The sequence below is a fragment of the Streptomyces sp. CA-106110 genome (assembly GCF_050936285.1).
GTDB lineage: Bacteria > Actinomycetota > Actinomycetes > Streptomycetales > Streptomycetaceae > Streptomyces.
On record NZ_JBNJNB010000001.1, the window covers coordinates 6,812,253 to 6,824,579 of the forward strand.

Consider the following 12,327-nt stretch of genomic DNA (forward strand, 5'->3'; position numbering starts at 1 on the left):
TCGGCGCGAAAGTGTTCCTTAGATTTGCCCTTGATCGCGCTTTCAGGGGGAGAATCTGTCTCATGGACTCCGTGGATCAGAAAATCCTTGCCGAGCTGCAGCAGGACGGGCGACTGACCGTGACCGAGCTCGCCGCGAGGGTGCGGCTCAGCGTCTCGCCCTGCCACCGGCGGCTGCGCGAGCTGGAGCGGAGTGGCGCGATCCGCGGCTACCGGGCCGTCGTGGACCCCGCCGCCGTCGGGCTGAACTTCGAGGCGCTGGTCTTCGTCTCGATGCGGCAGGAGGACCGGGACACCGTCGCGGAGTTCGAGCGGGCGCTGAGCGAGGTGGAGCACATCGTGGAGGCGCAGCGGCTGTTCGGCGAGCCCGACTATCTGCTGCGGATCGCGACCGCCGACCTCGCCGCCTTCCAGCGGCTCTACGACGAGCGGCTGGCGACCCTTCCGGGCGTGCAGCGGCTGACGTCCACTCTGGTGATGAAGCACGTGGTGGAGGACCGCCCGCTGCCCGGCACGCGGGCATGACGACCTGGTAGGCCGGCACAGGCAGCGAACGGTGGCCCACCGGAGTGGACCGCCGCCCGCATGACAGAACGTGAGCTGGAACAGCCGACCAGGTCAGGGGGAACGCGCGACGAGGGCTACTTCGTCGGTTTCTTCCCGGTGACGCCCAGATGCACCAACAGGGCGAGGTTCGGCTTGAGTTCGGCCTGCTTGACACCCCAGGACTGGAAGCCCTTCTGGTGCGAGGCCACGGACGCGAGCATCGCCACGAGGGCGCCGGCCACGGCCGCCGGGTTCACGTCCTTGTCGACCTTGCCTTTGGACTGGAGCTCGGTGATCGAGTCCGCGAGAGAGTTGTTCACGGAGTTCAGGATCTTCATGCGGAGTTTGTAGAAGCGCTTGTCGCCCTCGGCCGCCCCCAGGTCGACGACGCGCAGGATCGCATCGTGCTTGCGCCAGAACTCCAGGAACCCGTCCACGAGTTCCTGAGAGGTCTGCCACCCCGCTTTGCCGACCCACGAGCGTCCCTCGAGCAGTGCGGTCAACCCCGCGCCCTCGGTGGCCATTTGCTCGGCGATCTCCAGGACGGCGCCCTCGACATCCGGGAAGTACTGGTAGAAGGTCGCCGGCGACGTCCCCGCCTTCCGGGCGACGTCAATGACTTTGACATCCCGGTAGGGCGAGGAGCTGAGCATCTCACTGAGGCAGTCGAGCAGCTTCTGCCGGGTCGCCTGCCCACGCCGACCGGCCACGCGGCCGTCGACGGTACGCACTTGTCCTGTCATGCCGTCAGCTTACCGAGGGGTGATCGGAGCGCGATTCGGCCGACTGCAAATGGGGACCAGGGGTACCGTGGACGGCTTCCGAGGCCTGTGAGAAGGGGGTACGCGGACGCGTACCGCGGTCCTGGAGCCCCTCGAGCCGGTGCCATGGCCGAAAATCCGCCCCTGCCACATGGGAACGGGCGCTCCCCGGCGGCGGAGCCGTCTCCTTTGATGACAGGAGCCCCGACGGTGGCCCCGTGCCCGAAGGCGTCCCGTGCGGGCCGGGTGCTCCTCCGGGTGGCCGCGCTCGGATGGCGAACCCGTGGCCGCGCTGGTACCCAGGAGGGGCGGGGAGGCCCACTGGCCGCACGCGGATATCGCGACGCCGGACGTCACCGCGCAGACCGCGCAGACCGGGTGTATCCGGGCGCCCGGCGACATCGCCCGGCTCATCCCATGGACACCCTCGGCGCCGTGCCGCCCCCGAGCCGGTCCCTTCAGACCGATGCGGCGCGTGCAGGCCCTGGCGAGCGGCACGTCTTCCCGCCCGGGACGCCCTCCCTTACTCTCGATCGCCCCGCCCTCCCCGACGCCCCTGTGCGCGGTGGGCCGGCCGGGCGGCGAAGGACAGGTACCACCGTTCGAGACCTCGTACGGAAGGGTGGTGGTGGTCACGCGCCATCAGAGGGCGTCCTCCGGTCCCGCCACAGCGGTGGCCGGGCACTCCGAAGCTGTGGCGCGGCACTTCACGGGCGCGCCCCGCGTTTCATCATGCGGGCGGATGCTTCCCGAAGGGCGGTCCGGCATGGTTTTGTCCTGAGACACCCCGATCCGCCCCCGGGTTCGCAACCGGTGGCGCGGACAGGGAGAATCGGGCTGCGTGCCGCCACGGCGGTGCGGTGGTGAGACGCTGCACGGGGTCGCGTGCACAAGGCGGATGACGTGACCCGTACGGGGAGGTGGCAGGCAAGTGGTGGATCAGCTGACACAGCACGATCCGCGGCGGATCGGGCCGTTCGAGGTGCTGGGACGGCTGGGTGCCGGCGGCATGGGGCTGGTCTATCTCGCGCGCTCGGCGTCCGGCCGGCGCGTGGCGATCAAGACGGTGCGCACCGAGCTCGCCGAGGACCAGCTCTTCCGGGTCCGTTTCACGCGCGAGGTCGAGGCGGCTCGGGCGGTGTCCGGCTTCTACACGGCGGCCGTGGTCGACGCCGACCCGCGTGCGGCCGTGCCGTGGCTGGCCACCGCGTATGTGCCCGCGCCCTCCCTCGAGGAGATAGTGACCGAGTGCGGGCCGCTGCCGGCCCAGGCGGTGCGCTGGCTGGCCGCGGGCGTCGCGGAGGCGCTCCAGTCCATCCACGGTGCGGGCCTGGTCCACCGCGACCTGAAGCCGTCGAACGTCCTCGTCGTCGAGGACGGCCCCCGGGTGATCGACTTCGGTATCGCCTCCGGTGTGTCAAACACCCGTCTGACGATGACCAACGTCGCCGTCGGTACGCCCGCGTACATGTCTCCCGAGCAGGCGAAGGACTCGCGCAGTGTGACCGGCGCGAGCGACGTCTTCTCGCTCGGCTCGATGCTCGTCTTCGCGGCCACCGGGCATCCGCCCTTCCACGGCGCCAACCCCGTCGAGACCGTCTTCATGCTGCTGCGTGAGGGTCCGGACCTGTCGGGCCTCCCGGACGAGCTGCGTCCGCTCATCGAGTCCTGCATGCAGATGGAGGCCACCGGCCGCCCGAACCCGGCGGACCTCCAGGCCCAGCTCGCACCCCACCTCTTCGGTTCCGGCTCCGACGACAGCGGTACGGCGTCGGCGTGGCTGCCCGAGAAGGCCGTCGGCCTGATCGAGTCGCGACGCGGCGGCCGCCCGGCGGCGAAGCCCCCTGCCGGCCGCAGCGGCGGCGGGCGCCCGGCGGTGCCCCCGCCGCCCTCGCACGACCCGGTGCCGGTCCCGGTGCCGGCCGGCGCGCCCGACGGCGGCCCGGTGCGGCTCGCGGGCGCGGCCGTGCCGATCGGGCCGGGGCCGCGGGTGGCCGACGCCCGGGCCGCCGCGGTGAAGGCGCCTCCCCCGGAGGCGGGTCTCGTCGCGTCCTGGTCCCGGCCGGGCCCCGGCGTCAACGGCGTGGCCGCCACGGTCGCACCGCCGGCCGCACCCCCGGAGACCGCCTCGGGCTGGCGCCCGTGGCGTTTCCGCATGTCGAACGATGTCTGGGGCACCCCCTCGGTCGCCGGCGACCTCGTCTACGTCACCTCCTTCGAGGTGCACGCCCTGGACGTGGCGACCGGTCGCCGCCGCTTCAAGACGCGGGACGTGGCCTGGTCGATGGCGGTCGCGGACGGCCGTATCCACGCCTCAGACGGCCCCACGCTCTTCGCCCTGGACGCCCGCGAGGGCGCGGATCTGTGGCGGCTGTCCATGGACGGCTGGATCTACTCCCTCAAGGCCGACCGCGGCACGGTCGTCACCGGCACCCGCGGCGGCGGCGTCCAGGCGTGGGAGGCGTCCAGCGGCCGCAAACTGTGGGAGATCTCCGGCGCGCAGACGGACTTCGAGTCGCCGGAGGCCGGGCCGGTGGTCCACGAAGGCACCGTGTACGTGTGGAAGGACGGCCGGCTGTGGGCCCTGGAGGCGCGCACGGGCGAGGAGCGCTGGTCGTACCCGATCGGGGACGCGGCCTCCTGCGGCGGCGTCCCGGTGCGCCTGACCCACACCACGGACGGCCATGTGTACCTCTCGGCCGGCACCAGGGTCCTGGCCGTCGATGTGGCGACCGGCATGGTGCGCTGGCACTTCGAGGCGCCCGCGGTGTTCCTGTGCCCGCCGACCTTCGTACCGGGCCCCGCGGTGACGGGCGGCGGCATCTACCTGGCGGACTACCTGGGCACGGTGTACGCCCTCGACGCGACGGACGGCCGTGACCGCTGGCGGATCGCCACCGAGTCGCGGGCCGCGATCGAGCCGGTCCTGGTGGCGGCGGGGCACGTCCACGTGGGCAGCGGCAAGGGTCTGTACACCCTGGACGCGGTCACGGGCACCCCGAAGTGGCGCTTCCAGGCGGGCGGCGAGATCGTGGGCTCCCCGGCTGTGGCGGAGGGCCGTATCCACTTCGGCTCCACGGACCACCTGCTGTACACGCTGAAGGCCGACGACGGCCGGCTGCGTTGGAAGCTGGCGACTGGTGGTGAGATCACCGGTGCGCCGGTGGTGAAGGACGGCGTGGTGTACGCGTGCAGCAAGGACCGCTGTGTGTACGCCCTCGACGCGGAGAAGGGGACGGGAACCGCCCGGACCGCCTGAGAGCGGCTCTGGACGGCCGTCGCACGGGACCTGACGGAAGGGATACCGGACGGCGGCCGTCATCGAAGACGCTACGCCGAGTACGCGCGTCGTGCCATGCGGTGGCGAACGCGGCGGAGCGCCCCGTTACGCCGCCGCCGGCGGCAGCGGTGGCGGCACCTGCACCCGGCGGCGCACGGGCCCCGTACGCCACGGTCGAGGTCCGGAACCCGAACGCGGTCGCGGCCGGGTTCGGGGTGGACGTCGAGGTCGATCCGGACGCCTACGCCGACAACTGGCGTGCGCTACCGCACCCGGTACCCGCCCGTCCGCCTCCGGGCGAACAACTCCGCCTGCCGCTCGGGCGGCAGGTTCCCCAGCGCGATGAGCGAGGGCGCCTGTGCGAAGGCCTGCGACCGCGCCACCTCCTTCGCCGCCCACAGGGCTCGTACGGTCCCCTGCACTCCCGTCGTCGGATAGGAGGCGATGACGGCGGCGCAGCTCACTGCCGCGTCCAGCGCCCCACCGGGAGGGGTGAGTTCGGACACCAGGCCGATCTCGTAGGCCCGCTGGGAGGAGATCCGCTCGGCGGTACCCATCAGCGCCATCCGTGCGGCCTCCCCGTACGGCATCCGGTGGGCCGCGTGGACGGACTCGTACGCGCTGACCATCCCGTAGGTGGTGTGCGGGTCGAAGAAGGCCGCGGTCGGGTCCGCCACGATGAACTCGCTCTCGCCGAGCAGGTAGAACGCCCCGCCGCAGGCGATGCCGCGCACGGCGGCGACAACCGGCTTCCACAGGTCGTTGGCCTTCGGCCCGATGCGGAGCAGCGGATCGTCCACCATGTAGGGCGAGTCGGGCTGCGGTACCTCCGTGTCGCGGTCGAACCCCGTGCAGAAGGCGCGTTCACCCGCGCCCGTGAGGACGACGGCCCGGACGGAGTCGTCGAAGCGCAACGCCCGCCAGCACGCCGCCAGTTCGGAGGCGGTCGGCAGATCGATGGCGTTGAGCTTGGCCGGCCGGTCGAGGGTGACGACCGCGACCCCGCTCTCCTTGTCGGCGTCGACCCGCAGTCCCCCGCTCACGCCCGCTCCAGAACCCAGCGGGGCAGCCCGTCACGGCTGAAGACGGCCTGCACGCGCGCGCCGATGCGGATCCGGTCGGGGGGCACCGAGTCCAGGGGCGCGTCCGGGCCGGTGACGAGGTTCCCGACAAGCCGGATGCGGGGCGTCTCGGCCAGTTCCACCACGATCACGTTGTACGGCGCCTGCGCCGCGTAGGCTGCGAGCAGCGGAGGATGCGGGGCGACGTACGACCAGATCCGCCCCTTCCCACTGGTGAGCCGCCACTCGGTCGCGAACGATCGGCAGTGCGGGCAGCAGGGGCGGGGCGGGAAGCGCGACTCGCCGCAGTCGGCGCAGGCCTGGACGCGCAGTTCGCCGCGGGCGGCATACTCCCAGAAGGGCGCGCCGTCCTCGTCGCGGACGGGGGAGAGGAGGCTGTCGGTCATGGGGCGGCTCCTTTGCCGACGGGTGCCGGGCATGGGTCAGTTCCTCAACAGCAGGGCGGAGGTGGGAACCCCCTCACCGGCGGTGACCAGACAGGCGGCGGCACCCGGGACCTGCGCGGTACTGGTCCCCCGCAGTTGCTTCACGCCCTCGTTGATGAGGTTGAAGCCGTGGACGTACGCCTCGGACAGGCCGCCGCCCCCGGTGTTGAGGGGCAGCCGTCCGCCGATCTCCAGCGCGCCCCCCTCGGTGAAGGCGCCGCCCTCCCCCCTGCCGCAGAAGCCGTACCCCTCGAGGGAGAGCGGTACGAGGGGCGTGAACGCGTCGTAGATCTGGGCGACATCGACGTCGTCCGGGGCGAAGTCGGCGTGCTTCCACAGGTGCCGGGCGGCCGTCCAGGCGGGTCCGGTGAGCGGGTCGTCGTTCCAGTAGTTGACCATCCCATGGTGCTGGGAGGTCAGGCCCTGGGCGGCGGAGTGGATGTACACCGGACGGTGCCGGCAGTCGCGGGCGCGCTCGGCGGAGACCACGACACAGGCCAGCGCCCCGTCCGTCTCCAGGCAGTTGTCGAAGAGGCACAGCGGCTCGCTGATCCACCGGGAGCTCATGTACATCTCCCGCGTCAGCGGCCGCTCGTACATGATCGCGGCGGGGTTCTGGTTGGCCCGGTTGCGGCAGGCGAGCGCGACGTTGAAGAGGTGCTCCCGGGTCGCCCCGTACTCGTGCATATAGCGACGGGCGAGCATCCCGATCTCGTCGACCGGCCTCAGCAGCCCGAAGGGCCGCGTCCACTGGGCCGGGGTGGGCAGTTGCACGGCCGTGTTCCGCCACGGCCGGGGACCGCTGCCGCGCTTGCGCGACCGCCAGGCGACGCCGACGGTCGCCTGCCCGGTGGCGATGGCGGCGGCGAGGTGTGCGACGGTGGCGCAGGAGCCGCCGCCTCCGTACCCGACCTTGCTGAAGAAGGTCAGATCCCCGAGCCCGACCGCCTTCGCGACCTCGACCTCGTCGGTCTCCTCCATGGTGTACGAGGCGAGCGCGTCGACCTCGCCGGGCGCGATCCCGGCGTCGTCGAGGGCGGCGAGGACGGCGCGACAGGCCAGCGCCTTCTCGGACTCGGCGAGCCGGCGGGCGAAGGCGGTCTGCCCGATGCCGACGACGGTGGTGGCGTCCTTGAGCCCTTTGAACCCTGTCGTTGCCATGAGCGCACACCTCCGCGCGGAGAACGGGCTGCTGACAGTCCGTCAGAGTACAGCTAATCTGACGGTCAGTCAGCTAAGTGGTTTCAGGGTGTGCGGGAGGCAGGCCGTGCGCGGTGACGTGGAGTGGGGCAGCATTCCGGGACTGGTGCGGAGCGCGGCACGTCGTTTCGGCGATGCCGAGGCGGTGGTCGAGGGCCGCACCCGGATCTCGTACGCGGAACTGGGCGACCGGGTGGAGCGCACGGCGGCGGCCTGCCTCGCGAACGGCGTCGTGGCCGGCGACCGCGTGGCGGTCTGGGCTCCCAACACCCTCGACTGGATCGTCTCCGCGCTCGGTGCGGTGTCGGCGGGCGCGGTCCTGGTCCCGCTCAACACACGCTTCAAGGGAACGGAAGCGGCGTACGTACTGGAGCGGAGCAGGGCGAAGCTGCTCTTCGTGACGGGCACGTTCCTGGGCACGTCGTACGTCGCCTCGCTGCGGCGGGCCGCACAGACCGGACCAGGCAACGGCCCCCTCCCGGGCCTTCCGCACCTGGAGCAGGTGGTCGTCCTGGCGGACGACGCCCCCTCCGACTTCCGCACCTGGAAGGACTTCCTGGCGAGCGGGGAGGGGGTGCGCGCGTCGGAGACAGGGGAGCGGGCGGCCTCCCTCACCGGTGCCGCACCCTCGGACATCATCTTCACCTCGGGCACGACGGGCCGCCCGAAGGGAGCCGTGATCACGCACGGGCAGTCGCTGCGGGCCTACGAGATCTGGACCGGCCTCGCGGGCCTGAGGCAGGGCGACCGCTATCTGATCGTGAACCCCTTCTTCCACACCTTCGGCTACAAGGCGGGGGTGCTGGCCTGCCTGATGCGGGGCGCGACGATGATCCCGCAGTCGGTGTTCAACGTGGACACGGTGCTGGCGAACATCGCGGCCGAACGGGTCTCCGTGCTGCCGGGCCCCCCGACCCTCCACCAGTCCCTGCTGGACCACCCGTCCAGGGACGCCCATGACCTCTCGGCTCTGCGCCTGGTGGTGACGGGAGCGGCGTTGATCCCGCTCCGCCTGGTGGAACGCCTGCGCGGCGAACTCGGTGTGCAGACGGTCCTGACGGCGTACGGCCTGTCGGAGGCGAGCGGTTTCGTGACGATGTGCCGCAGGGGGGACGAGCCCTCGGTCATCGCGACGACCTCGGGCCGGGCGATCCCGGGAACCGTGGTGCGGGTGGTGGACGCGAACGGTGAACCGCTCGGCCCGGGTGTGCCGGGAGAGGTGCTGGTTCGCGGCTTCAACGTCATGCGGGGCTATTTCGAGGACGAGCGGGCCACGGCGGACGTCCTGACTCCGGAGGGCTGGCTCAGGACCGGCGACGTAGGGGTCCTGGACGCCTCCGGCAACCTCCGGATCACGGACCGCATCAAGGACATGTTCATCGTCGGCGGCTTCAACGCGTATCCGGCGGAGATAGAGCAACTGCTCGGCCTGCACCCGGCCGTGGCCGACGTGGCGGTCATCGGCGTACCCGACGCCCGCCTCGGGGAGGTCGGCAAGGCGTACGTGGTCTGCCGCCCCGGGGCGGTGCTGACGGGGGACGACCTGATCGCCTGGTCCCGGCGCGAGATGGCGAACTACAAGGTGCCGAGGGCGGTGGAGTTCGTACGGGACCTGCCGCGGAACGCGAGCGGCAAGGTGGTGAAGGGGGAGCTCAGGCGGCGGTCATGACCGGCACCGGACGCGGAGGCGCTGCGAACGGCCGCGCCGGCCCCGACGGGTTGCGGACCGTGCTGCGGCTGCGTGGGCTCGGTGGCGGCCGGAGCGGGGGAGGCGCCGGAGCGGCGCCAACCGGCCGGGGCTTCGGCCATGACCACGGCGAGCACCAACCAGAACAGTTCGTCGATCCGGTCCAGGTTGGCAGGGTGATCCAGCATGCTCGCCAGGAAGAATCCGGTCAGCGCGGACAGTCCGACGGTCCCGAGGACCGACTTCGCGCGGGATGCGCGGGCCGCGGAGGACCAGGCGATCACGGTCACCGAGACGATGGCGAGCAGGCCGAGCGGCCCGGTCTCCACCAGCCAGTTCAGCCACAGGTTGTGCGCGTGGACGAAGACGCGGTCGCCGGGCGCGGTGGCGGATATGACGACGCCCGACCGCCCGAGACCGACGCCCAGCGGGTTGTGGGTCGCGACCTCGAGCGCCGCCGACCATGCCTGGCCGCGCACACCCAGTGCGTTCCCGGCCCGGGACACGCCCCAGATGGCGGCGGCCGCGGCGAGCAGCGCCGCGATGCCCAGGAAGCCGAACAGCCGTCGCTGTGCCCGCTCGGCGAGCCGGGGCGCCAGCCAGTAGGCCCCGGCGAGGACCAGGAGCCCCGCGGCACCGGCGACGTACCCGCCTCGGGAGAAGGTGGTCAGCAGCGCCCCGTACCCGATGACCACCAGGACGACGATGGCGGTACGCGCCGTGCGCTCTTCGATCGCCACCGCGGCGAGCAGGGCGAACGGCAGCAGGAGCACCAGGAAGGCGGCCAGCAGGTTCGGGTTGGAGAAGGTGCCGGTGGCCCGGATCAGCACACCGTTCCCGCCCGCGTCGCACGCGACGTCGGTGAGCAGCCCGGTGCGGCAGAAGCCGGTCGGGGTCTTGTTGGTCACCTGGGAGAAGGCGGTGGTGCTCGCCGCCGCGACGCCGGCCAGCGCGAGCAACCCGAGTGCCCGCCACGACCCGGGCGCGGTACGGCACACCCCGACGACCAGGTAGTAGCAGACGATCACGGTCAGCAGGCCGCGCAGCGGCGCGGTGGGATGCCCGCCGACGTACGTGGTCGCCCCCGAGGCCAGGAGCAGCAGCGCGACGGGCAGATCCAGCCGCGTGCGGAAGTCCCCGAGCCGCGCCCGCCGCCGGCCCGGCACGGGCACGACCAGGGCGATCAGCCCGACGACCAGGGCGAGCCGCGTCGGCGTCAGGATGCCGACGATCGGGTCGTCGGGAAAGAAGTCGGTGGCGCCGTCCAGCAAGACGACGGCCACCACGGCGAGGGGAAGGAACTGAACGATCGCCGACGACAGCCCAGGGCCTGCCGACGCACTCCGGTCGGATGCCATGACACCCGAGCGTGGCCGCCGGGTGCGACGCGTGGGTGTCGGGCGGGCGAACAGGGCGCACAGGGTGAACGGACGTGGCTTCGCCGCTCTCCGCGCGTTGTCCCCCGCCGGGGCCGACGGTGTGCGGCGCCGCCTGGTCCGGCTCAGGTGGGTCGACTACACTTAGTCCATCAGTTAGTCCACCCGCTGGTTCGCTGACCGTAATCGTGAGGTCGCCGTGGAACCCGTCCGCCAGTACAACGTGCACGAGGCCAAGACCCACTTCTCCCGCATCCTGGAACAGGTCGCCACGGGGCAGGAAGTCGTGATCAGCAAGGCCGGGGAGCCGGTGGCCAAGGTGGTCCCGCTCCGCCCGAAGGTGAGGCGGACCGGGCGCGGGTCCCTCCGGGGGCACATCCACATCCACGACGACTTCGACGAGCTGCCGGACGACATCGCGGACGCCTTCGGGATGCGCTGATGCGGCTGCTGCTCGATACCCACGTGGTGCTGTGGTGGCTGGACGACTCCCCGGAGCTGCCCGGCGAGGTCAAGGACCTCCTCGACACCGAGCCGGGCGTGTACGTGAGCGCGGTGACCCCGTGGGAGATCGCGATCAAGCAGTCGCTGGGGAAGCTCGAGGGTCCGGAGGACCTGGCCGAGCGGGTGCGCGACAGCCAGTTCACCGGCTTGCCCGTCACGGCGGGGCACGGTGTGAGGGCGGGCCGGCTGCCTGCGCACCACCGTGATCCGTTCGACCGGATACTGGTCGCCCAGGCGCAGATCGAGGGCATGACCCTGGTGACCCGGGACAAGTGGATCCCGGAGTACGACGTGCGGGTCATGGCGGTGTGACCGGCGGGCCGATGGCGGCGGGCGTAGGTATGGTGAGTGGTATGGCAACCAAGAAGTACACCGTGACGCTGCCTGAGGAGCTGGCCGAGGAGGTCCGGCGTGAGGTGGGGCCCGGCGGGTTCAGCGCCTATGTCACGCGGGCGATAGAGCGTCAGCGGGAGCAGGACCGGCTGGGGGACCTGGTGGCCGGGCTGGAGGAGCAGCACGGTCTGCTCACGGAGGCCGAGCTGGCCGAGGCCGAGAGGGAGCGGCGCGAGCACGAGCGGTATTTCGCCGCTCGTGAGGGCGGCCCGTCCGACGGCTCCCCGTACCCGATGGCGGGCTGATGGCCGCCGTCACCTGCTACGTACTGGACTGCGAGGGACTGTCCAAGGCGGTGCGCGGTGACCGCAGGATGCTCGCCCGGCTCAAGGACGCCCACCGCTCCGGAATCCGTGTCGTCACCAGCTCCATGACCCTCATCGAGGCGTATCACGGGCAGGTTCAGCACGCGGCCTGGGCGTGGGCGATGTCCCGCATCGTCGTCGAGCCGGTCACCCGGGACGTCGCCGAGGACGCGATCGCCTTGTTGCGGGACACCGGACTGCACGGTCACAAGTACGCGATCGACGCGGCGCTGGCGGTGATCGCCGGCCGACTGGGCGGGAACGTGGTGCTCTACACGTCCGACGAGGACGACATGACGAAGTTGTGCGCGGAAGAGGTTCGAGTCGTCGCGCTGTGACGGCGCCCTTGAATGTGCGTCAGCGGGGCCGAGCTTGGGCTCGGCCCCGCCGGAGTGACCGCACACCTCGGCCGCGACGGCTCCCCCTCCGCGCCGCCGCGGCCGATCCCCGTGTGGGACGAAGGTCTACTTGGGCTCGGACGTGATGTGCGTGTTGTCCGGTGTGGTCCCACCGTCGTTGACGTCGGTGATGTGGGTGTTGAGCGGCTCGACGTTCGTGCTGGCCTCGGCGTCGGTGATGTGCGTGTTGAGCGGCTGGACGGCCGTGCCGACTTCGGCGTCGGTGATGTGCGTGTTGTCCGGCTTGACGACCGGCGCGTCCTTGCTGGTGTCGCTCATTGTGGTGGCTCCCCATGGCTGTTGCTGTCGGACTGTCGGGGGCCCGTCCGGCCACTCCCCCGAGGGTGGCCGGACGGGCCCCTCAAATCGCC

General features: G+C 71.7%; 13 protein-coding genes. 7 read left to right on the plus strand and 6 right to left on the minus strand.

Going from position 1 to position 12,327, the window contains the following annotated elements; genetic code table 11:
* The first annotated feature begins 62 nt into the window (after positions 1–62).
* Positions 63–524, plus strand: coding sequence for an Lrp/AsnC family transcriptional regulator (locus tag ACQEXA_RS31410; RefSeq protein WP_359394070.1), 462 nt, complete (start codon positions 63–65; stop codon positions 522–524).
* 116 nt (positions 525–640) lie between these two features.
* On the opposite strand, the gene ACQEXA_RS31415 is transcribed toward ACQEXA_RS31410, so the two are convergent.
* Positions 641–1,288 carry a TetR family transcriptional regulator gene (locus ACQEXA_RS31415; RefSeq protein ID WP_359394072.1) on the minus strand — a complete coding sequence of 216 codons (648 nt, stop codon included), beginning with the start codon at positions 1,286–1,288 and terminating at the stop codon, positions 641–643.
* 949 nt (positions 1,289–2,237) lie between these two features.
* Here ACQEXA_RS31415 and ACQEXA_RS31420 point away from each other — a divergent pair.
* Entirely contained in the window at positions 2,238–4,565 is a 2,328-nt protein-coding gene (locus ACQEXA_RS31420) for a PQQ-binding-like beta-propeller repeat protein (protein ID WP_432929271.1), read from the plus strand.
* 284 nt (positions 4,566–4,849) lie between these two features.
* On the opposite strand, the gene ACQEXA_RS31425 is transcribed toward ACQEXA_RS31420, so the two are convergent.
* Genes ACQEXA_RS31425 through ACQEXA_RS31435 form a run of 3 tightly spaced genes read right to left on the minus strand, consistent with a single transcriptional unit; the run spans position 4,850 to position 7,254 of the window.
* The gene (locus ACQEXA_RS31425; RefSeq protein ID WP_432929269.1) at positions 4,850–5,629 is read right to left on the minus strand and encodes an enoyl-CoA hydratase/isomerase family protein; all 780 of its coding nucleotides are present in this window, start codon (positions 5,627–5,629) and stop codon (positions 4,850–4,852) included.
* Positions 5,626–6,054 carry a Zn-ribbon domain-containing OB-fold protein gene (locus ACQEXA_RS31430; RefSeq protein WP_432929267.1) on the minus strand — a complete coding sequence of 143 codons (429 nt, stop codon included), beginning with the start codon at positions 6,052–6,054 and terminating at the stop codon, positions 5,626–5,628. Before ACQEXA_RS31430 ends, ACQEXA_RS31425 begins: the two co-directional genes overlap by 4 nt.
* Before the next feature lie 36 nt (positions 6,055–6,090).
* Entirely contained in the window at positions 6,091–7,254 is a 1,164-nt protein-coding gene (locus ACQEXA_RS31435) for a lipid-transfer protein (protein ID WP_433131736.1), read from the minus strand.
* 106 nt (positions 7,255–7,360) lie between these two features.
* Between ACQEXA_RS31435 and ACQEXA_RS31440 the strand changes: the two genes are divergently transcribed.
* Positions 7,361–8,962, plus strand: a complete 1,602-nt coding sequence (locus tag ACQEXA_RS31440) for a FadD3 family acyl-CoA ligase (RefSeq protein ID WP_432929264.1) — start codon at positions 7,361–7,363, stop codon at positions 8,960–8,962.
* On the opposite strand, the gene ACQEXA_RS31445 is transcribed toward ACQEXA_RS31440, so the two are convergent.
* Positions 8,869–10,338: an O-antigen ligase family protein gene (locus ACQEXA_RS31445; RefSeq protein WP_433131738.1), complete on the minus strand. Its 1,470-nt coding sequence runs from the start codon at positions 10,336–10,338 to the stop codon at positions 8,869–8,871. The two genes, ACQEXA_RS31440 and ACQEXA_RS31445, sit on opposite strands and share 94 nt — an antisense overlap.
* 217 nt (positions 10,339–10,555) lie before the next feature.
* Here ACQEXA_RS31445 and ACQEXA_RS31450 point away from each other — a divergent pair, with 217 nt between their 5' ends.
* Genes ACQEXA_RS31450 through ACQEXA_RS31465 form a run of 4 tightly spaced genes read left to right on the plus strand, consistent with a single transcriptional unit; the run spans position 10,556 to position 11,896 of the window.
* Positions 10,556–10,798 (plus strand): type II toxin-antitoxin system Phd/YefM family antitoxin, encoded by a 243-nt coding sequence (locus ACQEXA_RS31450; RefSeq protein ID WP_355131919.1) that lies wholly within the window; start codon positions 10,556–10,558, stop codon positions 10,796–10,798.
* Entirely contained in the window at positions 10,798–11,172 is a 375-nt protein-coding gene (locus ACQEXA_RS31455; protein WP_432929260.1) for a type II toxin-antitoxin system VapC family toxin, read from the plus strand. The genes ACQEXA_RS31450 and ACQEXA_RS31455 overlap by 1 nt, the downstream gene beginning before the upstream one ends.
* Positions 11,173–11,213: 41 nt before the next feature.
* Complete coding sequence (locus tag ACQEXA_RS31460) at positions 11,214–11,498, plus strand: hypothetical protein (RefSeq protein WP_432929258.1); 285 nt, start codon at positions 11,214–11,216, stop codon at positions 11,496–11,498.
* A complete protein-coding gene (locus tag ACQEXA_RS31465; RefSeq protein WP_433131739.1) occupies positions 11,498–11,896 on the plus strand; it encodes a hypothetical protein in 399 nt (132 codons plus the stop codon). Before ACQEXA_RS31460 ends, ACQEXA_RS31465 begins: the two co-directional genes overlap by 1 nt.
* A gap of 126 nt (positions 11,897–12,022) precedes the next feature.
* Here the strand turns inward: ACQEXA_RS31465 and ACQEXA_RS31470 are convergent, their stop codons facing one another.
* Positions 12,023–12,235 carry a hypothetical protein gene (locus ACQEXA_RS31470; protein WP_432929255.1) on the minus strand — a complete coding sequence of 71 codons (213 nt, stop codon included), beginning with the start codon at positions 12,233–12,235 and terminating at the stop codon, positions 12,023–12,025.
* Positions 12,236–12,327: the final 92 nt, after the last annotated feature.